The organism is Methylobacterium sp. NMS14P, assembly GCF_028583545.1.
Taxonomy (GTDB): Bacteria; Pseudomonadota; Alphaproteobacteria; order Rhizobiales; family Beijerinckiaceae; genus Methylobacterium.
Genome location: NZ_CP087106.1, coordinates 2,308,920 through 2,332,553 on the forward strand (window position 1 = coordinate 2,308,920; position 23,634 = coordinate 2,332,553).

The following is a 23,634-nucleotide window of genomic DNA, read 5'->3' on the forward strand; positions in this document are numbered from 1 at the left end:
CCGCGCGTAGAGTGCGGCGATGTCGAGCTTCGCCGTTCCGCGCCTCCTCCTCGCCGCCTGCGCGGCCCTGCCCCTCCTGGCGGAGGCCGCCCGGGCCGACAGCTGCGACGACCTCACCCGCCAGATCGCCGGCGCCATCGGCGGCAAGGTCGGCAAGCGCGCCGGCCCCAGCATCGACATCCGCATGGCCGGCCCGATCAAGTTCGACGTCACCTGCCGGGCCGAGCCGATCGTGCAGGCGACCTCCGCCGAGCCGACCCCGTCGGCGTCCTTCTTCCGCGACCTGTCGGTGGCCTCCGAGATCCTCGTCGGCGAGCCGGCCGCGACCGTCGAGCCGATCATCGCCAACGCCTACCGGACCGCACTGGCGGAGCGGCGCAAGTCGTTCATCCAGCAGAGCGGCTGGTCGGCCTCCTGCTACACCGACCCGGGCAGCAGCACGATGCGGACCCTCTGCTCGGTGGGGCGCATCCCGCCGGGATGAGGCGGACCTGAGCCGGCAGGATGCGTGGCGCGGGCCTGATCAGTACTCGATCACGCCGTCGAGCGCGTAGTGCTTCACGGTCTTCCGGTTGGCGATCAGCTCGTCCACTGTCGGCTCGCCCTTGAGGGCGCGGGCGATGGCGAGTTTCGTGGCCTCGTAGTTGGTCCGGTAGAGGTCCTTCTGGTCGAGGTTGTCGTCCTCGGCGCAGCGCTGATCGAGCCAGATCATGATGATCATGCACAGCTCGTCGAGCCCGTCCTTCGGCAGGATGCCCTCGATGATGCAGTCCACGATCGCGTCGCCGGTGGCGGCCTGGACCACGCCGCCGAGGAGCTCGGCATACTCGGCCGTGTGGATCGTGACCTTGGTGGTCATCATCGTGGCGGGGCGCACGAGCTGGTTGAGGTCGCGGACCACGAACATCCGCGTGTGGCCCTGGACCTGCCCCATCATCGACGCGAAGGCCTGGCCGACCGGACCCCGCACCGAGCCGATCAGCACCTCCGGCATGGCGTCGGTGTACTGGCCCTCGGCCGCCAGCACCGTGGCCTCGCCCGTGCGGAACCAGATCTCTTGCATGTTCGAACTCCACCTGATCGGAGCCCGGGGGAGACATCATCGGCGGGCTTGCGTCAATCGGTTCCGCGCCGGCCGACCCCGTCCAGGACGCCGATCATCGAGCGGGGCGATCGGGGCACCCGACGGGGGCGCAGGGCCCCCGTCTCGGCCAGCACGAACCACGAGCCCGAGGTCCGCGGCCTTGAGGTAAGCGGACAGGCGAGGCAGGGAAGCGCTGGGCACGGCTCGGGAACAGTCCCGAGCACGGGCGGTTTCGGCGGGCGCCTGAGGCGTTTTCCCGGGGCAGGCGGGGAGGAGTGTGAGATGGCGGAGAGCACGGATCGGGGCTCCGGCTGGAGCCTGCAGGCGAGCGCCGTGCCCGACGGGGTGCGCCTGGAGCTCGCCCTCGCCGACCTCGGCGGCGCGCCGGTCACCGCCGCGATCGTGCTCGACCGGGCGGAGGCCCGGGCCTTCGCCCGCGCCCTGCTGGCCGCCGCCGGCGACGCGGCGGAACGGACCTTCCCGAAGCCCGGCGCCTGACGCGCCGCCGGCCGGTCAGCGCACCCCGAGGCCTGGATTGCGGCCCGGCAGGCGGGGGACCACCGTGCCGCGCTTCTCGACCGGCGCGTCGCAGGCGTAGGCGAACTCGGTCTTCAGCGGATCGAACACGGTCTCGCCGGTGATCCGGCAATCCTCGCGCACGGTCTCGTCGAGATAGGCCCGGGCGGCGGTGCGGAAGCGCTTCACCCGGGTGGCGTCCGGCTCCGGATCGATCCGGACCTCGCTCAGATTGCAGCCGGTATACTCGCGCAGAGCGTTGGACACGATCAGCATCCGGCGCAGCTGCCGGTTGTCGTAGACCTCGTAGGGCTCCTTGCAGCCGATCGTCACGACCTGAGGGGTGAGCGCCACGTAGTTCCGCGAGATGTAGGAGAACCCGGTGGTGCAGCCGGCGAGGCCGAGGCCGAGGGCGGCGAGGCCGAGGGGCAGCAGAGCAGCGGGTCGTCGCATCCGCGTCATTCCAAGAGGGTCCCAGCCCGCGCCCCGGATCCGCCGCCTTCCCGGCGGGGCACCGCGTTGCATTGAAACGGCTCCGCTTGCGCCGTCAATGCGTTTCTCGACCTTCTCCCGCGGGCGCGCCGCGGCGCGCCGAGCGTGGCGGTACCGCTCTTGCAGAACACTTGCGGAACGTTTAACCTGTTCGTGATTTGTTTCGGAGACCGTCACGTGGCGGTCCGCCAAGCCGCGAGTCCCCCGTCGATGCTCACGCGCAAGCAGCTGGACCTCCTGCGATTCATCCAGAGCCGGATGCAGGAATGCGGTGTCCCGCCGTCGTTCGACGAGATGAAGGATGCCCTCGATCTCAAGTCGAAATCCGGCATTCACCGGCTGATCACGGCGCTCGAGGAGCGCGGCTTCCTCAGGCGCCTCCCGAATCGGGCGCGCGCCATCGAGGTGATCCGGATCCCCGAGAGCCTGACGCAGGCGGCTCCGGCCCCCGTCGAGCCGCGCCGCTTCACGCCGAGCGTGGTCGAGGGCGGCAAGTCCAAGCAGCCGCCGGCCCCGGCGAGCACGCGGATGATCGACGAGTCCGGCCGCGCCATCTCGATCCCCGTCATGGGCCGGATCGCGGCCGGCACGCCCGTCTCGGCGATCCAGAACCAGAGCCACGCCATCACCCTGTCGCCGGACTTCGTGGCCGGCGGCGAGCACTACGCCCTCGAGGTGCGCGGCGACTCGATGGTCGAGGCCGGGATCCTGGACGGCGACCTCGTGGTCATCCGCAAGCAGGACACCGCCAATACCGGCGACATCATCGTGGCGCTGATCGACGACGAGGAGGCGACGCTCAAGCGCCTGCGCCGCCGCGGCTCCTCGATCGCCCTTGAGGCCGCCAACCCGGCCTACGAGACCCGCGTGCTCGGGCCCGACCGGGTCCGGATCCAGGGTCGCCTCGTCAGCCTCGTCCGCCGCTACTGAAGCGGCTCGGCCGGCGCGTCGCCGGGGGCGAGCTCTCCGCCCGGCGCGGCGTCGGCCTCCGACGGCGCGGCTGCCCCGTCCTCCGCGGCGCGGCCGCCCGGCTCGGCGGAGACCGGCCGCGATGGTCCCGGTCCGCGTCCTGGGACCGACCGCCAGGGCACCGCGCGCCCGTCGTCGCGGGCGTAGCGCGCGGCGAAGCCGTCGCCGTCGGTCCGGAGGGCCACGGCCCCGCGGGCGGCGAGGGCCCGCCGGTCGATCACCAGGGGGCCCGTGCAGGTCGGAGGCGCCGCCAGGAAGGTGATCAGCACCGCGGCGCGGGCGCAATCCTCCGGGAAGGCGCGCCGGTCCCGGACCAGGGCGACCGCCCGCCCGTCCGGCAGCCGGGCGGTGCAGCCGAGCCTGTCGCAGCGCCCGCTGCCCGACCGGACGATCAGCCCCGCGGGCCGCCGCCCGTCGCCGTCCGCCTTCAGCCACTGTTCGAGGACGAAGCCGGAGGGGCTTCCGAGGGGCGCGAGCCGACCGTCCGGACCCCGCACCGCGGCTCCCGCGCCCTGCCGGTCGACGTAGAGGTCGTAGCGGTCGGGCCGGGCCGCGAGGGCGAGCCCGAGCAGGACCGGCGGCACGGCGAGCCAGCGCAGGCGCGAGGCCGGCAGTGTCGCCAGCAGCAGGCCGGCGGCCAGCAGGGCCAGCGCCGCGGTGCCGAAGGCCGGTAGCACCAGGATCGCCCGCTCGAACCCGGCGATCCAGTCCGAGATCGCCAGCATGCCGGCCACCGCCTGCCCCATCAGCCACCAGACCGGCCGGTCGAGGGCGAAGGGATAGGCGAGGCAGCCGATCACCGCGGAGGGCATCACCACCAGGGAGACGCGCGGCAGGGTCAGGGCGTTGCCGACGAGGCCGAAGGGCTGGACCGTCTGGAAGTGGTAGGTGGCGAAGGGCGCGGTCGCGACCTGCGCCACCAGGGTCGTGGCCAGGGTCCCGGTGATCGCCGACAGTCCGGTCCCGACGAGGCGGCCGATCCGCCCGGCACCCGGGCGCACGAACAGCCGCCCGTCGATCAGCCGGGCGCAGGCGATCAGCCCGGCCACGGCGCCGAAGGACATCTGGAAGCTCGGGCCGAGCAGGCCCTCCGGCTCCCGGGCCAGGGCGATCAGCGCCGCGAGGGCGAGGTTGCGCATCGACAGGGCCGGCCGGTCGACCAAGATCGCGCCCAGCATGATCAGGGTCATGATCAGCGAGCGCTCGGCCGCGATGTCCCAGCCCGAGAAGGCGCAGTAGGCGGTGACGCCGACCATGGCGAAGCCCGCCGCGATCTTCTTGATCGGCCAGAGGAGCGCGCAGAGCGGCACCGCGGCGAGGACCGCCCGCACCAGCCAGAACACCACGCCGGCGGCCAGCACCATGTGGAGGCCCGAGATCGACACAACGTGGTAGATGCCGGCGGCGCGGAGCGCGTCGTTGGTCGCCGGCCCGATGAGGCCGCGCTTGCCCGTCACCAGGGCCGCCGCCACCGCGCCCGCCTGGCCGCCGGCGGCCTCCGCGATCCGGCGCGTGAGCCCGTTGCGGGCCGCGTCCAGCGCCGCGGCGAGCCGCAGGCCGAGGGGCGGCGGCTCGGACGGCGGCCGGACGGTGACCGCGCCGACCAGCGAGCCCACCGCCCCGATCCCCTGGAAGTAGGCGTCCCGGGCGAAGTCGTAGCCGCCGGGCCGGGCCGCCTCCGGGGGCGGCAGCAGCCGGGCCGTGGCGGCGACGACGTCCCCGGGCCGCGGGATCGGCGCCTTCCGGAACGAGACCCGCACCCGGGCGGGCCGCGCCTCCGGCGCGAGGCCGGCGAAGCTCTCCACCCGGATCACCAGCCGGGCGCCGACCTCGCGCTCGTCCAGGGCCTCGACCATTCCGACGAGCGGACCGATCGTGGTACGCGTCAGGATCGGGGCGGCGACCTGCGAGACCCGCCAGGTCGCCGCCGCGAAGCCGAGGAACGCGGCCGCCACCGCGAGCGCCGTCGCCAGGGCTGCCGGCCGCGCGCCGAGGACCGGGACCGGCGCCAGCGCGAGGGCGGCCGCGATCAGGGGCGCGGCCGGGCTCGGCGCCCCGTCGGCCGCCGCGAAATAGACCAGGATCCCGACGCCGAAGGCCACCGCCAGCCACGGGAACAGCCGGCGCTGCTCGGCCTCGCGGGCGAGACCGACGGCAACCCAGTGACGGAGTGCCGGAAGGGCGGGGACGCGCGGGCCGACCAGCGCCACCACGCCGTCCGCCCGCCTCGCGCCGATCCGCCGCATCGCCGCCGCCCCGCTCCGCGCGACCTGTCGTCGTGGCCGAGCGATTCTGCGGGCGATTCTTAACGCATCCGCCGGCCCGTGCTACAGCGGGTTCTTCGTGCTACGGGCGCCCTGTCGAGCCCCTCGCCGCTCCGCCGCCCCTTCGCCGTCCGTCGCGCTCCGTCCGCGACCAGCCCCGGAACATACCGGACCGATGTCCTCAGCCGTCGTCACGCGCTTCGCCCCCTCGCCCACCGGCTACCTGCATATCGGCGGGGCCCGCACGGCTTTGTTCAACTGGCTCTACGCCCGCCACACCGGCGGCAAGATGCTGCTGCGCATCGAGGACACCGACCGCGAGCGCTCCACCAAGGGGGCGATCGACGCGATCCTCGACGGCCTCTCCTGGCTCGGCCTCGACTGGGACGGCGACGTGATCTTCCAGTTCGCCCGCGCCGAGCGCCACCGCGCGGTGGCCGAGGAGCTGCTCGCCGCGGGCCGCGCCTATCACTGCTACGCCACCGCCGAGGAGCTCACGCAGATGCGCGAGTCCGCCCGCGCGGAGGGGCGCGCCCCGCGCTACGACGGCCGCTGGCGCGACCGTGACCCGTCCGAGGCCCCCGCCGGGGTCAAGCCGGTGATCCGCCTGCGCGCGCCGACCGAGGGCGAGACCGTGGTCGAGGACGCCGTCCAGGGCCGCGTGACCTGGGCCAACAAGGACCTCGACGACCTCGTCCTGCTGCGCTCGGACGGGACGCCGACCTACATGCTCGCCGTGGTGGTCGACGACCACGACATGGGCGTCACGCAGGTCATCCGCGGTGACGACCACCTCACCAACGCGGCGCGGCAGAGCCAGATCTTCTCGGCCCTCGGCTGGGAGATCCCGAAGATGGCCCATATCCCGCTGATCCACGGGGCCGACGGGGCCAAGCTCTCGAAGCGCCACGGGGCGCTCGGCGTCGAGGCCTATCGCGATCTCGGCTACCTGCCGGCGGCCCTGCGCAACTACCTCGTGCGGCTCGGCTGGAGCCACGGCGACCAGGAGGTCTTCTCCACCGACGAGATGGTCGCGGCCTTCGACCTCGGCGCGGTCGGTCGCTCCGCGGCGCGGTTCGACTTCGCCAAGCTCGCCAACCTCAACGGCCTCTACATCCGCACCAGCGCCGATTCCGACCTCGTCGCGGCGATCGAGACCATTCTCCCCAGCGTCGGGCCGGAGCGCGGCCTGTCGGCGCCGCTGCAGCCCGATCTCAAGGACAAGCTCGTCCAGGCCATGCCGGGCCTGAAGGAGCGGGCCAAGACGCTGATCGAGCTCCTCGACAGCGCCTACTACCTCTACGCCCAGCGTCCCCTGGCGCTGGACGACAAGGCCCGCGCCCTCCTCTCCGACGAGGGGCGCGGCCGCCTCGCCGGGGTGCGGCCGACGCTCGAGGCGCTGCCCGACTGGAGCGCGGCCTCCACCGAGGGTGCGGTGCGCCAGTACGCGGAATCGGCCGGCTGCAAGCTCGGACAGGTTGCCCAGCCCCTGCGCGCGGCGCTGACCGGCCGCACCACCTCCCCGCCCCTGTTCGACGTGATGGCGGTGCTCGGCCGGGAGGAAACCCTGGCGCGCCTCGGGGACCACGCGCCGCAGGGCTGAGACTGCCGCGCGCGGACCGGGAACTGCCGGCTCCGGACCGGATTGCGCTTGGTGGAATTCGCTTGGCGTCGGGGGCGGGTTGTCACCGACCCCGTTGCTGCTGCACTGCCGTTTGGGTAACCCATGGCTGTGAGCACCCGCAGCATAATGCGTGTGCTCAGGCCCCCGGGACCGACTCGGGCAGCCCGAGGCCGGCATCCGCCACGTCGCCAGAGAAGGGTCCACGATCCATGAGCGCACCCAGCACCATCACCGTGGACGGCAAGTCGATCGAGCTGCCGGTGAAATCCGGCACGATCGGGCCGGACGTGATCGATATCGGCAAGCTCTACGCCCAGACCGGCGCCTTCACCTTCGACCCGGGTTTCACCTCGACGGCTTCGTGCGAGTCGAAGATCACCTACATCGACGGCGACGAGGGCGTGCTGCTCTACCGCGGCTACCCGATCGAGCAGCTCGCCGAGAAGGGCGACTTCCTCGAGACCTGCTACCTGATGCTGTTCGGCGCGCTGCCGACCGCCGCCCAGCGGGCCGATTTCGAGTACCGGGTCACGCGCCACACCATGGTGCACGACCAGATGAACCGGTTCTTCACCGGCTTCCGCCGCGACGCGCACCCGATGGCCGTCATGGTCGCCTCGGTGGGCGCCCTCTCGGCCTTCTACCACGATTCCACCGACATCACGGACGAGAGCCAGCGGCTGATCGCGTCGATCCGCATGATCGCCAAGATGCCGACGCTCGCCGCGATGGCCTACAAGTACTCGATCGGCCAGCCCTTCGTGTACCCGAAGAACGACCTCGACTACACGTCAAACTTCCTGCGCATGTGCTACGCAGTGCCGTGCGAGGAGTACGAGGTGAACCCGGTCTTCGCCCGGGCGCTCGACAAGATCTTCATCCTGCACGCCGACCACGAGCAGAACGCGTCGACCTCGACGGTGCGGCTCGCCGGCTCCTCGGGCGCCAACCCCTTCGCCTGCATCGCGGCCGGCATCGCCTGCCTGTGGGGCCCGGCCCATGGCGGCGCCAACGAGGCGGCGCTCAAGATGCTGATGGAGATCGGCACCCCGGAGAACGTCGGCAAGTACGTCGCCAAGGCCAAGGACAAGAACGACCCGTTCCGCCTGATGGGCTTCGGCCACCGGGTCTACAAGAACTACGACCCGCGCGCCCGGATCATGCAGAGCACCACCCACCAGGTGCTGAAGGAGCTCGGCAAGACCGACGACCCGCTGCTCCACGTCGCCATGGAGCTGGAGCAGATCGCCCTCAAGGACGAGTACTTCATCGAGAAGAAGCTCTACCCGAACATCGATTTCTACTCGGGCATCACCCTCAAGGCGATGGGCTTCCCGACCGACATGTTCACGGTGCTGTTCGCGGTGGCCCGCACGGTCGGCTGGATCGCCCAGTGGGCCGAGATGATCGAGGACCCGTCGCAGAAGATCGGCCGTCCGCGCCAGCTCTACGTGGGCCCGGCCCAGCGCGACTACGTGGCGGTGGACCAGCGCGGCTGAGGCGGGACCTGTCCCGGGACGCGACCAGCGGGGCGGCCGAGAGGCCGCCCTTCGCGTTTGCGGAGGCGAACGCGCTCCGTTTGCCTTATCGGCCGCCCTACGACTGGGCGGCGATCCGCACCTTCCTGGCCAAGCGGGCGATCCCGGGCGTCGAGACGACGGATCCCGCGGCGGCCTACGCGCGCACGATCAGCGTCGCGGGGCGGCACGGGCTCCTGACGGTCGCGCCCGGCGCGGATTGCCTGCGCGTCACGCTCCGCGGCGTCGAGGCCGGGCACGCCGAGGCCGTCACCGGGCGCCTGCGCCGCCTGTTCGACTGCGACGCCGACCCCGGCGCCATCGCGACCTGCCTCGCCGGGGATCCGGTCCTGGCCCCGCTCGTCGCCGCGCGGCCGGGATTGCGCCTGCCGGGGGCGTGGGACCCGTTCGAGACCGGCTGCCGGGCGATCCTCGGCCAGCAGGTCTCGGTGGCGGCCGCGATCGGGCTCGCCGGCAAGTTGGTGGCGGCGTTCGGGACGCCGCTGGCCGAGCCGATGGGCGGTCTGACCCACGTCTTCCCCGCGCCGGCGGATCTGGTCGAGGCGGACGTCGCCCTGGCGCTCAACATGCCGCGGGCCCGCGGCGCGGCGATCCGGGCGCTGGCCGCGGCGGCGCTGGCCGATCCGGACCTGTTCGCCCCGGCGGAGTCGCTGGAGGCCGCGGTGCTCCGCTTCACGGCGATCCGCGGGATCGGTCCCTGGACGGCGCAGTATATCGCCATGCGGGCCCTCAAGCTCCCGGACGCCCTGCCGGTGGGCGATGTCGGGCTGCTGCGGGCGCTGGAGAGCGGCACCGGCCGTCCGAGCCCGGCGGCGCTCCTGGCCCGGGCCGAGGCGTGGCGGCCGTATCGCGCCTACGCGGCGCAGCACCTCTGGGCGGCGGATGAGGCGGCCGCGCGGGGGCGGTGATCGCCCGCCCATGACGTCAGCGCCGTCGTCGTTGCGAGCGGAGCGAAGCAATCCAGTCGGCGCGACGCCTCCTGATGGCGCGCTGCCCTGGGTCACTTCGCTGCGCTCGTGATGACGGAGGAGCAGGTCGACCCGGTACCCTGAGGGTGGTTCGTCGGGTCGTGGATGGCGCCCGACGGAAGGGGTCCCGAGTGGCGGCAGCGTGCCGGCCCTCGGCGCGCTCGGGCTCGATCAGCGTTCGCCCGAGACCGTCTCCGAACGCGGCACGGGCCCCCTCTCCCGTGCGGGAGAGGGAGCCTGTCGCGCCTGCCTGAACGGACGTGCGCGTCACCGTCCTCTCTCAGCTGGTCTCCCTCAGCGTCCGAACCGCTCGAATTTCGGGAAGCTGCGCGCCATCATCAGCCCGACCTCGGCGCGGTGGCCCAGCCACTTCTCCAGCACCGACGCGTTGGCGAGCCGGCCCTCGGCCGAGCCGTCCTGCCAGGGCAGGCCGTCCGCCAGCTTGAAGACGTGCGCGTCGAGCAGCTTCCCGCTGCGGCAGCGCTGGAGCCGGACGCCCTTGCCGCGGGCGAGCTCGGCCACCTCGGAGACCGGGAAGATCAGCAGCAGCTTCTCGGTGTTCACCACCGCCACGTGGTCGCCGTCGGCCGGCACCAGCACGGCCGCGGTCACGTCGCCGTCGAGGCCGAGCACGCTCTTGCCCTTGCGGGTGTTGGCCACGAGCGCGTCGGCGGGCGCCACGAAGCCGCGCCCGTCGGAGCCCGCGATCAGCAGCTTGGTCTCCGGCCGGTAGGGCAGCGCCGCCACGATCTCGGTGCCGTCGTCGAGGTCGGCCATCAGCCGCACCGGGTCGCCGAAGCCGCGGCCGCCCGGCAGCTTCGAGGCCTCCAGCGTGAACACCTTGCCGTTGGTGGCGAGCAGCAGGATCTTCTGGGTCGTCTCGGTCGGGAAGGCGATCTTCAGGGTGTCGTCGCCCTTGAAGGCCACGCCCGACAGATCGGCGACGTGGCCCTTGAGCGCCCGGATCCAGCCCTTGGTGGAGACGATCACGGTGATCGGCTCGCGCTCGACCAGGGCCGCCGTGAAGTCGATGCCGCCGACATCCGGCGGGCTCGCCAGCGTCGTGCGGCGCCGGCCCAGCTTGGTCTCGGGCCCGAAGGTCTTCTTCACCGCGCGGATCTGCGCCTGGATCGCCTTCCACTGCGCCGGCTCGGAGGCGAGCAGCGCGTCGATCTCGGCCTTCTCGGCGGTGAGCGCCTCGAACTCGCGCTTCAGTTCCATCTCCTCCAGCTTGCGCAGGGACCGCAGGCGGGTGTCGAGGATGGCGTTGGCCTGGAGTTCGGTCAGCTCGAACCGGGCCATGAGGGCGGCCTTCGGCTCGTCCTCCTCGCGGATGATGCGGATGACCTCGTCGAGGTCGAGATAGACGATGAGCAGGCCGCCGAGGATCTCCAGGCGGCGATCGATCTGGCCGAGGCGGTAGCGCGAGCGGCGCTGCAGCACCACGCGGCGGTGGTCGACCCACTCGCGCAGGCACTCGGCGAGCCCGATCACCTTCGGCACGAGGCCGCCGACCAGGACGTTGAGGTTGAGCGGGATGCGGGTCTCGAGCTCCGTGAGCCGGAACAGCGATTCCATCAGGATCACCGGATCGACCGTGCGCGAGCGCGGCTCCAGCACCACGCGCACGTCCTCGGCCGACTCGTCGCGCACGTCGGCGAGCAGCGGCAGCTTCTTCTCCTGGAGGAGCTCGGCCATCTTCTCGATCAGCCGGCCCTTCGGGATGCCGTACGGAATCTCGGTGACGACGATGTTCCAAGTGCCGCGGCCGAGATCCTCCTTGGCCCAGCGGGCGCGGACCCGGAAGGCGCCGCGGCCGGTCCGGTAGGCCTCGGCGATCGACTCGGCCGAGTCGACCAGGATGCCGCCGGTCGGGAAATCCGGCCCCTGGACGAACTTGGCGAGCTGCCCCGAGGTCGCCTCGGGATGGTTGATCAGGTAGAGCGCCGCGTCGCACAGCTCGGCGGCGTTGTGCGGCGGGATCGAGGTCGCCATGCCGACCGCGATGCCCTGGCTGCCGTTGGCGAGCAGGTTCGGGAAGGCCGCCGGCAGAACGATCGGCTCCTCCTTCTCGCCGTTGTAGGACGGGCGGAAGTCGACCGTGTCCTCGTCGATCCCGTCGAGCAGGAGGCGCGCGACCTCGGTGAGCCGCGCCTCGGTGTAGCGGTATGCCGCGGGGCCGTCGCCGTCGATGTTGCCGAAATTGCCCTGGCCGTCGACCAGCGGGTAGCGCTGGGCGAAATCCTGGGAGAGCCGCACCAGCGCGTCGTAGATCGCCTGGTCGCCGTGCGGGTGGAAGTCGCCCATCACGTCGCCGACGATCTTGGCGCACTTCTTGTGCGCGGTGGTCGGGTCGAGGCGGAGCAGCCGCATGCCGTACAGGATGCGCCGGTGAACGGGCTTCAGCCCGTCGCGGGCATCCGGCAGGGCCCGGTGCATGATCGTGGAGAGCGCGTAGGCGAGGTAGCGCTCCTCCAGCGCGGATTTCAGCTCGACGCTCTCGATCCCGTCGCCGGACGGCGGCTCGAAGGGCTGGCCCATGACGGCTCCTGTCTCAGGGCGGGGCCGCCGAACGGCGGCGCCACCTCATGCAGCGGTCCGTCAGTCCGGGGCGCGGGGGGCGAGCCCGGAATCCAGACCCGCCTGCCCCGCCGGAGGAGACGGACGATCCTGCCGGACCGCGTGCGCGTCTGGATTCCGGGCTCCGCTCCGCGGCCCCGGAATGACGGGTTTGTTCGTCCCGGGTCGAGCGGCGCTCAAGCCCGGGCGTGTTTGGAACAGAACGCGAACATTACCCGGCCTCGCGGCCGAGCGCAACGAATCGCGCCCGCTCCTCGGGCGGCCCGAGGCCGCGCGGGCCCCAGACGTGCCGGTCGAGGAAGTACCCCGTCAAGGTAAACCCTTGGGCAACGCCGTCCGGACCCGGGGACCCGCCCGCGTGCAGGAAGGTCGGGAGCGCCAGCAGGCGGTCCCGGTAGGGCTCGCCGGCCGAGGCGCTGACCGCCCGGCCGCTCTTCGGCGACACGTAGGCCAGGCCATCGTTGCCGCCGGTGGCCGCGCAGGCGGTGAGGTCGAGACCGAAGCCGAGCTCGGACAGGATCGCCAGCTCGAACCGCACCATCAGGGGCGGCGCGATGGCGGGATCGTCGAGGTGCTCGATCAGGATCCCCGCCGCCTCGTAGAGCGCCGGATGCGGGTCGCGCTCGGGGAGGAGCCGCAGCAGGGCCGCCATGTGGTTCATGCCGTAGAGGGCGAGGCTCGACCCGATCAGCCGCGAGACCTGCGAGTCCAGGGGCTCCACCGCGTAGGCGCCGAGCCCCTCGTCGAGGCGCGCCCGCCACGTCAGGCGGACCCGGTTCCCGGCCTGCAGCACGGGCTGCATCCGGCGCGAGCGCCCGCCGTGCACGAGGCCGAGATGGCGCCCGTGGGCCTCGGTCATGGCCTCGAGGATGACGCCGGTCTCCCCGTGCCGGCGCAGGCCGAGCACCAGGGCGTCGTCGGTCCACTGCATCGAACGTCGCGTCTTCGTGTGAGAGATCGGGTGAGAGGCGCGCTCCGCGCCTGTCTCTCATATAGGGGGCCGCGGCCGCCGGCGCTGCCCCGCGCGGTCCCAGCCTCGGGCAACCTTGGCCGGGTAGCGATGACCGATGCCGCTCCGCGCCGCCCTCGCCGCCCTTCTGGCCCTCCTCGCCGCGAGTGCGCAGGCCGCACCGCGGGCACCGAAGCCCTCGGCCGAGGCGATCCCCTCCCCGGCCCTCCTCCGGCGGATCGCCGCCCTGGCGCTGAAGCAGGTCGATTTCGGCGCGGTCTCGCTGCTGCCGGTGCGGTTCGCGGGCAGCCGGATCGCCGGGCCGATCGCGGATGGCGGCCGGGTGATCTACTGCGTGTCGGGCCGGATGTACGGCCGGACCTTCGGCAAGCCCGAGCGCCCGAGGGTGGCGCTGCTCGACGAGAACGACCGTCTCTCGGTGCTGGACGACGACGAGGTCTGCACCGGTCACCGCACCCGGCCCTTCCCCGAGCTCGACGCGCTGGGCAACAAGCCGTGAGGCCCGGGCGTTGAGGGTCCATGCCCGCCGCACCCGTCCGCAGCCTCGATCTCAGCCTCGACCTGATCGCCCGCGCCCATTCCGTCCCGATCCCCGACGACCCGAGCGCGCTCGAGGTTCTCTCGGACGCGGAGTTGCGCCCGGGGCTCGACGCGATCGTCGCCGGGCGCGAGGGCAGCGACCTCTGGGTTTTCGCCTACGGCTCGCTGATGTGGAATCCGGAATTCGCGGTCGCCGAGCGCCGGATCGGGACGGTGCGCGGCTTCCATCGCCGCTTCTGCCTGCTCCAGCGGCGGTTCCGCGGCACGCCGGAGCGGCCGGGCTTCGTCCTGGCGCTGGACCGCGGCGGCCTGTGCCGGGGCGTGGCCTTCCGCCTGCCCGGCATGGGGATCCGCGAGGCGCTGATGCCGGTCTGGCGCCGCGAGATGCGCGGCCGCGGCTACGTGGCCCGCTGGCTGCCGGTGGCCACGGAGGCCGGAACCGTCTCGGCCCTGACCTTCCTGGCCAACCGCGCCAGCGACCGCTACGCCGGCCGCCTCTCGGATGCCGAGATCGCCGAGAAGATCGCCGCGGCCTGCGGGCACAAGGGGCCGAGCGCCGAGTACCTGTTCCGGACCGTGGAGGCCTGCGAGCGCCTCGGCATCCGCGACCGCCACCTCTGGAGCCTCCAGGCCCTGGTGGCCGCGCGGCTCAGGGCCTGCGCGCCGGTGGCGTGATCCCGTCGCCCACGCGTCGCGTCCGGACGGAGGCGAACGCGTCGACTCAGGTCCGCGACCGGATGCCGGCGGCTCAGATCCAGGCCCGCTTGGTCGCGACCACGACGCGCCCGCCGCCGTGCTCCGCGTCCGGGTTGCGCGGCTCCCGGATGCCGGGAGCCCGGCCGGTGGTGACGTAGACGAGGAGGGTGAGGACGAGCAGGATCTTCGTGCGCATGGCGACGCTCAGGCTTGAGCATCGGTGCATAGGAACGATCGGTTTTTACCGAGTTGCTGCGGTGCACGCGGGCGCGCGGGCCGCCGGGTTCCTGCGGACGTAGTGAACGAAGGGTTGCGATGCGGCGGCGATCGTCTATGCCGCCGGCCCGGGATGTCCACAGGCGGAGGATAGGATGCGGCTCCGGATCGGCGTGGCCCTGGCGGTGGTCGTCATCGCCGCCTTCGCGCTCCTGGCCGGGCCGCTGAGCCGCGGGGACAGGCTGTCCGACATCCTGACCGGCCGGACCCCCCTGCTCGCCGGCAGCGCCCGGGCGCCCGCCGGCAGCGCGGATCTGACCGGCACCGCGACCCTCCAGGCGGACCAGAGGCCGGCGACCCTGCACGTCGCCTGCGATCCGGGCGGCACCGGCCTGTCGGCGGCGCTGACCGTGCCGCGCTTCGCCGAACTGGCGCCGCGCTTCGACTTCGCGGGCCTCGAAGGGACCGACAGCGAGAAGCCCACCACCGGCATCCTGGTCTCCAGTGACGGCAGCGTGCGCTCCGTGCGCATGCCGGTCCGGGGCGCCGCGACCGGGCCGGAGGCGGGCTTCACGCTGACGGTGACGGGCGCGCGCCGCGGCGAGGATCCGCTGCGCGGGGTCGCCCTGGCCCTCGTCCAGCCCGGGACCAGGCTGACCTGGACGCAGGCGAGCCCGCGCAGCCAGGATCCGACCCTGACGGCCACGTTCACGGTGGCGGAGACCGAGGCCGCCGCGCTGAAGGGCGCCCTGACCGGCTGCCTCGCGGCGCCCTTCTAGGGACGCGATTGCGCCGGGCCCGCCCCGCGTCGGCTCTGCCTCACAGGACCCACGTCACGACGAGGCAGGCCGTGGCGAGGAACGTCGCCGCGGTGGTCAGCCACCCGAGCGCGTTCGTCACGCGGCCGTTGACGCGCCCGCCCATGACGGCCCGGTCGTTGGTCATCAGCATCATCAGCAGCAGGAGCGGCGGCACCGAGAATCCCTGCACGATGCCGGACCAGACCAGCGCCCGCATCGGGTTGAAGCCGAGGAAGTTCAGCCCGACCGCCACCACGGTCACGGCCGCGATGGTGCCGTAGAACAGCTTGGCCTCGCGCGGGCGGGCGTGGAGGCTGCCCTCCCGGCCGATCCCCTGCACGAGGTCGTAGGCCGCGCCGGTGGTCATCACCGGCACCGCCAGGAAGCCGACCCCGACGACGCCCAGCGCGAACAGATACTTCGCGCCCGCCCCCGCCAGCGGCTCCAGCGCGGCCGCCGCCTGGGCGGCGCTCTCGATCTCGGTCTGCCCGGTCTGATGCAGCGTCGCGCCCGTGGACAGGATGATGAAGTAGAGGATCACGTTCGAGAACAGCATCCCGATCACCACGTCCCGGCGGGTCCTGCGCAGCTCGGCGTCGGTCGCGCCCCTGCGCTGACGCAGGGTGCGGCGCCCCTGCGCGATCTCCTCCTCGACCTCCTGGTTCGACTGCCACGTGTAGATGTAGGCCGAGAGCGAGGTGCCGATGCAGGCGACGATCATCGCCAGGAAGTCGGCATCGAACCGGACATGCGGCACGAAGGTGCCGCGCAGGATCGCGGCGGGATCGGGCTTGGCCAGGATCGCGGCCGCCACGTAGGCGAACAGGGCCAGCGCCAGCCAGCGGAAGACGTCGCGCAGGAGCGCGTAGGAACCGAAGATCTGGAAGGCCAGGATCGCCGCGGCCGCGCCGACCACGATGGCGGGGATCGGCACCGGCACCAGCAGGTTCAGGGCCGCGCCGACCCCGCCGAGATTGGCCGCCGCCTCGATGACGTTGCCCGTGAAGGCGCCGAGCACGAGCGGGTAGAGAACCCAGCGCGGGTACCGGTCGCGCACCGCCGCGAACAGGCCTTTGCCGTAGACCTGCCCGAGCTTGGCCGAGACGTAGACGACCACGACCATCATCGGCAGGACGACGGGCGCGATCCACAGGATCGCGAGGCCGAACTTGGCGCCGGCGCTGGCGTAGGTGCCGATGGCGGAAGGATCGTCGTCGGCGGCGCCGGTAATCACCCCCGTACCCAGGGCGCCGAGGACGCCCCTACCCGTGTGCCGCTCGTCCGGATCCTCGGTCGCGGGCTTCGGCCGGGGCTGGTCCATGGATCCTCGTCGCAGGGTGCGCAGAGGTCCAACCGGTCGGGTTCGGGAGTGTTCTCAGCCGGCTCGCGCGCGGCGGCGATCCCGGGCTCGCCGTCGGCGCGAGAAGTGACGGCCGGCGCGCCTCCCGCGGTCCCGGCCTGCCCTGTCGGATAGTGGCGGACCTCCTCGGCCGCCACGCTCGCAGAGACGGCGCGGCTTCCGCGGCGATCCGCTAGCTCACCTCCACCTGCACCACCCCCGGCACGGTCCGGAGCTGGCCGGCGAGCGCCGGGCTCGCCTGGAACTTGCCGGGCAGCCGGATCTCCACCTCGCGCTCGCCGCCGTCGAGCTTGAGGATCAGCGAGACCTCGCTCTCGCCCCGCATCGACAGGCGCTGCTGCACGGGGGCGACGCCGCGCGGGTCGCTCAGATGGATGCGGATGCCTTTCTGGTGGCGGGCGACCGCCTGGTCGAGGGGCTCCGCGGTGAGGATGCGGGCGCGCACGTCCTCGCCCTCCAGGTTCGCCTGGAGCTGCAGAACCAGCGGGCGGCCCGGTTCCAGGATGTCGCGGTACTGGCCGAGCCCCTCGGAGAAGATGATCGCCTCGAAATGCGCGGTCCGGTCCGACAGGGTGACGATGCCCATCTTGTTGCCGGTCTTGGTCCGCCGCTCCGCCCGGTCGAGCACCGAGGCCGCCACCCGGCCGACGCTCGAGGTCCCGGCCCGGACCGCGCGGCAGAAATCCGTCCAGCTCTGCACCCGCAGCTTGTCGAGCAGGTCGCCGTACTCGTCGAGCGGGTGGCCCGAGATGAAGAAGCCGATCGCCGCGTACTCGCGCTTGAGCGTGTCGGCCATCGGCCAGATCTCGTGGGGCGGGATGCGCAGGGACACGTCGTCCGCCACCACGCCGCCGAACATGTCGGTGACGCCGGCGGTCTCGGCCTCCGCCGCGCTGGCCGCGAGCTTCATCATCGGCTCCACCGCCGCGAAGGCCCGGGCCCGGTCGGGCTCGATGCAGTCGAGCGCCCCGGCCTGGACGAGGCTCTCCAGGGTCCGCTTGTTGATCATCCGCGGGTTCAGCCGGCGGGCGAGGCAGGCGAGGTCCTTGAACGGCCGGTCCCCGCGCGCCTCCACCAGCGCCCGCACCGCCTCGCGGCCGACGCCCTTGATGGCGGCCAGCGCGTAGAAGATCTTGCCGTCGCGCACCTCGAACACCTCGCCGGAAGTGTTGATCGAGGGCGGCTCGACGACGATCTTCAGGCGCTGGGCGTCCTGGCGGAATTCGGCGAGCTTGTCGGTGTTGTCGATGTCGAGGGTCATGGCGGCGGCCAGGAACTCGACCGGGAAGTTCGCCTTCAGGTAGGCGGTCTGGTAGGTCAGCAGCGCGTAGGCCGCCGCGTGGCTCTTGTTGAAGCCGTAATCGGCGAACTTGGCGAGCAGGTCGAAGATCTCGTTCGCCTTGGCCTTGGTCAGGCCGCGCTCGGTGCAACCTTTGACGAACCGGTCGCGCTGCGCGTCCATCTCGGCGCGGATCTTCTTGCCCATGGCGCGCCGGAGCATGTCGGCCTCGCCGAGCGAGTAGCCGGCGAGCACCTTGGCGATCTCCATCACCTGTTCCTGGTAGACGATGATGCCGAAGGTCTCCTTCAGCATCGGCTCCAGCTTCGGGTCCGGGTACCAGGACGCCTCGTTGCCGGCGTCGCGACCGAGCTTGCGCTCGCAGTAGACCGGGATGTTGGCCATCGGGCCCGGCCGGTAGAGCGCCACCAGGGCGATGATGTCCTCCAGCCGGTCGGCCTGCATCTCGCAGAGCGCCTTGCGCATGCCGGCCGATTCCACCTGGAACACGCCGACCGTCTCGCCCCGGCCCATGGGCCCGTAGGTGTTCGGATCGTCGAGCGGCAGCGACGCGAGGTCGATGTGGATGTCGCGCTGCTTCAGCAGGTCGGTGCAGCACCGCAGCATGGTGAGGGTCTTGAGGCCCAGGAAGTCGAACTTCACCAGCCCCGCCTGCTCGACCCACTTCATGTTGAACTGGGTGACCCGCATGCCGGTCTTCGGGTCGCGGTAGAGCGGCACCAGCTCCTCCAGGGGCCGGTCGCCGATCACGACGCCGGCGGCGTGGGTCGAGGCGTGGCGGTGCAGGCCCTCCAGCTTCTTGGAGATGTCGATGAGGCGGCCGACGATCGGCTCCTCCTCCATGGCCTGCTGGAGCTTAGGCTCGCCCTCGATCGCCTGCGCGAGCGTCACCGGGTTGGCCGGGTTCTGCGGCACCAGCTTGGTCAGCTTGTCGACCTGCCCGTAGGGCATCTCGAGGACGCGGCCGACGTCGCGCAGCACGCCGCGGGCGAGCAGCGTGCCGAAGGTGATGATCTGGCCGACCTGCCCCTCGCCGTAGCGCTGCTGCACGTACTTGATCACCCGCTCGCGGCCCTCGACGCAGAAGTCGATGTCGAAATCCGGCATCGAGACGCGCTCGGGGTTGAGGAAGCGCTCGAACAGCAGGCCGAACCGGAGCGGGTCGAGGTCGGTGATGAGCAGCGACCACGCCACCAGCGAGCCGGCGCCGGAGCCGCGGCCCGGCCCCACCGGGATGTCGTGGTCCTTGGCCCACTTGATGAAGTCGGAGACGATCAGGAAGTAGCCCGGGAACTTCATCTTGACGATGACGTCGAGCTCGAACTCGAGGCGCTTGCGGTAATCCTCCTCGGAGAAGCCCGGCGCCGTGCCGTGCTGCTTCAGGCGCAGCTCCAGCCCGGCCTCGGCCTGCCGGCGCAGCTCGGTCGGCTCGTCGGCCGAGACCGCCCGCGCGCCCGCGTCGGACGCCTCCGCCAGGGCCTCCGCCATGGGGGGCGTCTCGCCCGCCGCCACGGCGCCGAAGTTCGGCAGGATCGGCTTGCGGGTCCGCGCCCGGACGGCGCAGCGCATGGCGATCTCGACCGTGGCCTGGAGCGCGTCCGGCAGGTCGCGGAACAGCTCGGCCATCTCGGCCCGGGTCTTGAAGGCGTGGCTCGGCGTCAGGCGGCGGCGGCGCTCGTCCGAGACGAGGCGGCCCTCCGCGATCGCGAGCAGCGCGTCGTGGGCGTCGTAATCGTCGGGCTTGGCGAAGTAGGGCTCGTTCGTCGCCACGATCCCGAGGCCGTGGCGGCCAGCCAGGTCGAGGAGCGCGGTCTCGATCCGTCCCTCCTCGGACTGGCCGTGGCGCTGGATCTCGACGTAGAGCCGGTCCTCGCCGAAGGTCTCCTTCAGGCGCTTCAGGCGGTTGAGGGCGAGCTCCGGCCGGCCTGCCCGGAAGGCCGCGTCGAGGGGGCCCGCCATCCCGCCGGTGAGCGCGATCAGCCCCTCGGAGGCGCCCGCGAGCGCTCCGGCATCGAGGCGCGGCGCCTCGCCGAGGGCCGTGTCGAAATAGGCGCGGCTCGCCAGCCGCAGCAGGTTGGCGTAGCCGGTCTCGTCCTGGGCGAGGAGCACGATGCCGTGGCTGGTCGGCGCCTGGCGCTGGTGCGGGTCCGCGGCCTCGAACGCCACGGAGAGCTGCACGCCGGCGATCGGCTGGACGCCCTCCCCTGCCGCCTTCTCGGAGAATTCCAGCGCGCCGAACAGGTTGTTGGTGTCGGTCAGGGCCAGGGCCGGCTGCCTGTCGGCGACCGCCGCCTTGATCAGGGAGCCGACCTTCAGCGCCCCTTCGAGCAGGGAATAGGACGAGTGGACGTGGAGGTGGACGAATCCGACCTCCTTGAGCTGGCGTGGCATGGCCGACCTTGTTCCGGGGTCGGGCAGCATCCCCGCTCGCCGGCCTCAAGTCGACGTGCGCCGGGCCGCCGGAGGACGATATCCACCGGTCGTGCCCCGGAAGCACCAGTTCGGCCCGGCCCTGTGGACAATCGACGTCCGCGGGGCGATCGCCTGTGCATAACCCGCCCGCGGCGGGAACCTGGCGGCGTTCGGAAAAATCCGGCTAACGAACCGGTGCCAAGGCTATCGCCCAGGCACCGATCGCCGCGAACAGCATCCCGAACGCCATGAACTCGACCATTCCGGTCAGGACCATCCGCTTCAGCATCGACCTGCCTCCTGTGTTCCGGTCCTAGTATGTTCATGTTTTGTTCTTTTGGAAGGGTCTGCGGGTCACAGGCGGCCCCGTTTCTTCGACAGGGTAAAAAGTGTCTTGATGCGGATCGGGCGGGCTGGCATGCCCCCGCCTTCGAGACGAGCTCGTCACCGGCTGGGGGGTTCGAAGGAGCAAGCCATTCCCGCGCACCGGACGGTCGAACGGTTCGACGTCGCCCTCGTGGCCGTCGGCACACATGGCGATGTGCTGCCGTTCATCGCGCTGGGGCACGAGCTCCTGAGGCGCGGGCACGGCGTCTCGCTGGCGGCCCCGGCCCCGTTCGAGGCGATGGCCCGCCGGGCCGGCCTCGCCTTCCAGCCCCTGGGCACGGTGGCGGATTACGAGGCGGTGATCCGCCAGCCGGATCTGTGGCACCCGCAGCAGGGCTTCCGCCCGATGTTCGACTACGCCCTGCAGGTGGCCGAGCCGGCCTGCCTGTGGCTCGGCGCGACCCGCGCCCGGGGGATCGACCTGCGGGTGGTCGCCTCGCCGCTGGGCTGGGGGGCGCGGCTCGCGCAGGACCTCTACGATCTGCCGACCGCGACGCTGCACGTCATGCCGTTCCTGATCGAGAGCCGGTACGATCCGCCGCGTCTGCCGGGCCTGCCGCTGCCGCGCGTCCTGCCGGCCGCCCTGCGGGCCTACGTGAACCTCGGCGTCGACAAGGTGGCGGTCGGGCCGTTCACCCTCCCGCCGCTGAACGCCCTGCGGGCGCGTCTCGGCCTCGATCCGGTCTATCGGCTGCGGCACTGGTGGAACAGCCCGACCGGCATGCTCCTCATGTTCCCCGACTGGTACGCCGAGCCCCAGGCCGACTGGCCGGGCCAGGCGGTGCAGCTCGGCTTCCCGCTGGTCGACCGGTTCGGCGACGTGGCGGCCATGCCGCCGGAGCTGGAAGCGTTCCTCGACGCGGGTGAGCCGCCGATCGTGTTCACCTACGGCTCGGCCATGCGCCAGGGCGCCGGCTTCTTCGACACCGCGGTGCGGCTGTGCCGGCGCATGGGCCGGCGCGGCGTCCTGCTCGCCCCGCAGGGCGGGCAGATCCCGAGGCCGCTGCCGGCCGAGATCATCCACCTGCCCTACGCTCCCCTGAGCGCCCTGCTGCCGCGCAGCGCGGCGCTGGTCCATCACGGCGGCGTCGGCACGGTGGCGCAGGCCCTGGCGGCGGGCGTCCCGCAGCTCGTGGTGCCGGTGGCCTTCGACCATTTCGACGAGGGGCGGCGGCTGAAGGATCGGGATCTGGGCGCCACCCTGAGCCGGCGTGCCTTCCGGCCCGCGCGGGCCGCGCGGGTGCTCGGCCGGCTGCTCGCCGACCCCGCGGTGGCGCGGGCCTGCGCGGCGGCGCGGGCGCGGATGGCGGAAGGCCCCGATGCCATCCGCGACGCCTGCGACTACGTCGAGCGGCTGATGACCGCCGAGACCGGTTCCGGCCCGTCCTGACCGCGCCGGCCGTCCGGACGCGAGCGGCGCCGCCCCGGATGGAGGCGGCGCCCTCTGATCACTGCCCGAGCAGCGCGGTGGCGGAGCCGACGAAGGTCATGAGCAGGCCGCTCACGAAGGCGCCGATCATGACGTAGGAGAGGGCTTTGAGCTTCATCCGTCCTCGCGCCGGCTCAGCAGCGGTAGCCGCCGGAAGTCTGGCCGTACTGCTTCACCGGCCGGGTTTGCTGGTCGGCGTTGCCTTCGGAGGCCGAGCTCAGCGGGCAGCCCACGTAGTTGGGATTGTCGTGGACCCCGAGACCCAGCGAGCCCGTGGTCTCGACCTCGTAGGGAGCGAGGCCTGTCCAGCGGGCCCCGTTCGCCGCCATGGCGGACGAGATCGGAGCGACGCCAAGGACAACTGCGGTGACGGCGGCGGCGATACGGGTCCTCATGGCAAAGCTCCAGAGATTACGCAGTACAGGCCGGTTGTTCGGCTCTGTTTTGTCTTGCGTAATCGTAAGATAGGGGGCCGGTGTCCTCCGCGACGTGACGCGCCGCACGCGGCGCGACGGATTAAAGATCGCGTGCACTTACGGGAGTCGCAGGTCCGCGGACCGGGTTGCGTCGCCGATCCGGAGCGATGCGCCTTGCGGTTGATGAAGGATGTCGGGGCGCGTCGGGCGCGGGGTGTCCGATGTCCCGTGCAGGGATCGACCCACGGTCGCGCGGCCACGCGATGCGTCGTGCGGCTGGCACGACCGCGCCGCGCGGACCGTCGGTGCGCCGGCGCGCGGGTCAATCCGCAGAAGTAAGCGGTCGGCTCAGTCGAGCTGCGTGATCAACCCGTCCCGGATGGTGACCCGCCGATCCATGCGGGCGGCCAGCTCCAGGTTGTGGGTCGCGACCAGGGCGGCGAGGCCCGAGGCGCGGACCAGCGCCATCAGGACCGAGAAGACGTGGCCCGCCGTCCCGGGATCGAGGTTGCCGGTCGGCTCGTCGGCGAGGAGGAGGCGCGGGCCGTTGGCCACTGCCCGGGCGATGGCGACGCGCTGCTGCTCGCCCCCCGACAGTTCCGCGGGGCGGTGCGGCAGCCGCTCCTTGAGGCCCAGGAAGCTCAGGAGCTCCGTGGCGCGGGCCTTCGCCTCCGGGCGCTTCAGGCCGCGGATGAGCTGGGGCATCACCACGTTCTCCAGCGCGGAGAATTCCGGCAGGAGATGGTGGAACTGGTAGACGAAACCCATCTCCTCGCGCCGCAGGCGGGTGCGCTCGGCATCCGCCATCGCGGCGGTCGGGTGGCCGCCGATGTAGATCTCGCCCCCGTCGGGCCGCTCCAGCAGGCCGGCGAGATGCAGCAGCGTCGACTTGCCGGCGCCCGACGGCGCCACGAGCGCCACCAGCTCCCCCGGCCAGATCGCGAGGTCGGCCCCGCGCAGGATCTCCAGGGCGCCCTCGGCCTGGGCGTAGCGCCGCTCGACGCGGGAGAAGAACAGGGCCGGGACCGGCTGGTCGCCGGCGGTCTGGCTCGGATCGCTCATCGGATGGGCCC

Annotated in this window: 20 protein-coding genes; 10 read left to right on the forward strand and 10 right to left on the reverse strand. The window is 72.2% G+C overall.

Going from position 1 to position 23,634, the window contains the following annotated elements; translation table 11 throughout:
- Positions 1–19: 19 nt before the first annotated feature.
- On the forward strand, positions 20–484 hold the full coding sequence (locus LOK46_RS10955) for a hypothetical protein (protein WP_273563798.1): 465 nt from the start codon (positions 20–22) through the stop codon (positions 482–484).
- A 39-nt stretch (positions 485–523) separates the two neighbouring features.
- Here LOK46_RS10955 and fae read toward each other — a convergent pair whose 3' ends face one another.
- The gene (gene fae / locus LOK46_RS10960) at positions 524–1,063 is read right to left on the reverse strand and encodes a formaldehyde-activating enzyme (protein ID WP_020092273.1); all 540 of its coding nucleotides are present in this window, start codon (positions 1,061–1,063) and stop codon (positions 524–526) included.
- A gap of 303 nt (positions 1,064–1,366) precedes the next feature.
- On the opposite strand from fae, the gene LOK46_RS10965 reads away from it, so the two are divergent.
- The gene (locus tag LOK46_RS10965) at positions 1,367–1,582 is read left to right on the forward strand and encodes a hypothetical protein (RefSeq protein WP_012318997.1); all 216 of its coding nucleotides are present in this window, start codon (positions 1,367–1,369) and stop codon (positions 1,580–1,582) included.
- A gap of 15 nt (positions 1,583–1,597) precedes the next feature.
- On the opposite strand, the gene LOK46_RS10970 is transcribed toward LOK46_RS10965, so the two are convergent.
- On the reverse strand, positions 1,598–2,053 hold the full coding sequence (locus LOK46_RS10970; RefSeq protein ID WP_273563799.1) for a hypothetical protein: 456 nt from the start codon (positions 2,051–2,053) through the stop codon (positions 1,598–1,600).
- Between the two features lie 249 nt (positions 2,054–2,302).
- Between LOK46_RS10970 and lexA the strand changes: the two genes are divergently transcribed.
- Positions 2,303–3,022 carry a transcriptional repressor LexA gene (lexA, locus tag LOK46_RS10975; RefSeq protein WP_273563800.1) on the forward strand — a complete coding sequence of 240 codons (720 nt, stop codon included), beginning with the start codon at positions 2,303–2,305 and terminating at the stop codon, positions 3,020–3,022.
- On the opposite strand, the gene LOK46_RS10980 is transcribed toward lexA, so the two are convergent.
- The gene (locus LOK46_RS10980; protein ID WP_273563801.1) at positions 3,016–5,307 is read right to left on the reverse strand and encodes a ComEC/Rec2 family competence protein; all 2,292 of its coding nucleotides are present in this window, start codon (positions 5,305–5,307) and stop codon (positions 3,016–3,018) included. The two genes, lexA and LOK46_RS10980, sit on opposite strands and share 7 nt — an antisense overlap.
- Positions 5,308–5,500: 193 nt before the next feature.
- Here LOK46_RS10980 and gltX point away from each other — a divergent pair, with 193 nt between their 5' ends.
- From gltX to LOK46_RS10995, 3 genes are all read left to right on the forward strand, one after another.
- A complete protein-coding gene (gene gltX / locus LOK46_RS10985; protein ID WP_273563802.1) occupies positions 5,501–6,928 on the forward strand; it encodes a glutamate--tRNA ligase in 1,428 nt (475 codons plus the stop codon).
- Positions 6,929–7,158: 230 nt separating this feature from the next.
- Positions 7,159–8,448 carry a citrate synthase gene (gene gltA / locus LOK46_RS10990; RefSeq protein WP_273563803.1) on the forward strand — a complete coding sequence of 430 codons (1,290 nt, stop codon included), beginning with the start codon at positions 7,159–7,161 and terminating at the stop codon, positions 8,446–8,448.
- Positions 8,449–8,528: 80 nt separating this feature from the next.
- Positions 8,529–9,395 (forward strand): DNA-3-methyladenine glycosylase family protein, encoded by an 867-nt coding sequence (locus tag LOK46_RS10995; RefSeq protein ID WP_273563804.1) that lies wholly within the window; start codon positions 8,529–8,531, stop codon positions 9,393–9,395.
- Between the two features lie 354 nt (positions 9,396–9,749).
- On the opposite strand, the gene parC is transcribed toward LOK46_RS10995, so the two are convergent.
- Positions 9,750–11,996 carry a DNA topoisomerase IV subunit A gene (gene parC, locus LOK46_RS11000; protein WP_273563805.1) on the reverse strand — a complete coding sequence of 749 codons (2,247 nt, stop codon included), beginning with the start codon at positions 11,994–11,996 and terminating at the stop codon, positions 9,750–9,752.
- Between the two features lie 250 nt (positions 11,997–12,246).
- Positions 12,247–12,966 carry a DNA repair protein RecO gene (gene recO, locus LOK46_RS11005; RefSeq protein ID WP_273563806.1) on the reverse strand — a complete coding sequence of 240 codons (720 nt, stop codon included), beginning with the start codon at positions 12,964–12,966 and terminating at the stop codon, positions 12,247–12,249.
- A 136-nt stretch (positions 12,967–13,102) separates the two neighbouring features.
- On the opposite strand from recO, the gene LOK46_RS11010 reads away from it, so the two are divergent.
- Together LOK46_RS11010 and LOK46_RS11015 are read left to right on the forward strand one after the other, a co-directional pair.
- Positions 13,103–13,504: a hypothetical protein gene (locus LOK46_RS11010; RefSeq protein WP_273563807.1), complete on the forward strand. Its 402-nt coding sequence runs from the start codon at positions 13,103–13,105 to the stop codon at positions 13,502–13,504.
- A 20-nt stretch (positions 13,505–13,524) separates the two neighbouring features.
- A complete protein-coding gene (locus LOK46_RS11015) occupies positions 13,525–14,220 on the forward strand; it encodes a gamma-glutamylcyclotransferase (RefSeq protein WP_273563808.1) in 696 nt (231 codons plus the stop codon).
- A gap of 73 nt (positions 14,221–14,293) precedes the next feature.
- Here LOK46_RS11015 and LOK46_RS11020 read toward each other — a convergent pair whose 3' ends face one another.
- A complete protein-coding gene (locus LOK46_RS11020) occupies positions 14,294–14,437 on the reverse strand; it encodes a hypothetical protein (RefSeq protein WP_012319010.1) in 144 nt (47 codons plus the stop codon).
- Positions 14,438–14,612: 175 nt separating this feature from the next.
- On the opposite strand from LOK46_RS11020, the gene LOK46_RS11025 reads away from it, so the two are divergent.
- Positions 14,613–15,236: a hypothetical protein gene (locus LOK46_RS11025; protein ID WP_273563809.1), complete on the forward strand. Its 624-nt coding sequence runs from the start codon at positions 14,613–14,615 to the stop codon at positions 15,234–15,236.
- A gap of 40 nt (positions 15,237–15,276) precedes the next feature.
- Here the strand turns inward: LOK46_RS11025 and LOK46_RS11030 are convergent, their stop codons facing one another.
- Both LOK46_RS11030 and dnaE read right to left on the reverse strand, forming a co-directional pair.
- Entirely contained in the window at positions 15,277–16,578 is a 1,302-nt protein-coding gene (locus LOK46_RS11030) for an Nramp family divalent metal transporter (protein ID WP_273563810.1), read from the reverse strand.
- A gap of 211 nt (positions 16,579–16,789) precedes the next feature.
- Entirely contained in the window at positions 16,790–20,308 is a 3,519-nt protein-coding gene (gene dnaE, locus LOK46_RS11035; RefSeq protein WP_273563811.1) for a DNA polymerase III subunit alpha, read from the reverse strand.
- A gap of 538 nt (positions 20,309–20,846) precedes the next feature.
- Between dnaE and LOK46_RS11040 the strand changes: the two genes are divergently transcribed.
- Complete coding sequence (locus LOK46_RS11040) at positions 20,847–22,106, forward strand: glycosyltransferase (protein ID WP_273563812.1); 1,260 nt, start codon at positions 20,847–20,849, stop codon at positions 22,104–22,106.
- 173 nt (positions 22,107–22,279) lie between these two features.
- On the opposite strand, the gene LOK46_RS11045 is transcribed toward LOK46_RS11040, so the two are convergent.
- Both LOK46_RS11045 and LOK46_RS11050 read right to left on the reverse strand, forming a co-directional pair.
- On the reverse strand, positions 22,280–22,540 hold the full coding sequence (locus tag LOK46_RS11045) for a hypothetical protein (RefSeq protein ID WP_273563813.1): 261 nt from the start codon (positions 22,538–22,540) through the stop codon (positions 22,280–22,282).
- 369 nt (positions 22,541–22,909) lie between these two features.
- Positions 22,910–23,623: an ABC transporter ATP-binding protein gene (locus tag LOK46_RS11050; RefSeq protein WP_273563814.1), complete on the reverse strand. Its 714-nt coding sequence runs from the start codon at positions 23,621–23,623 to the stop codon at positions 22,910–22,912.
- Positions 23,624–23,634: the final 11 nt, after the last annotated feature.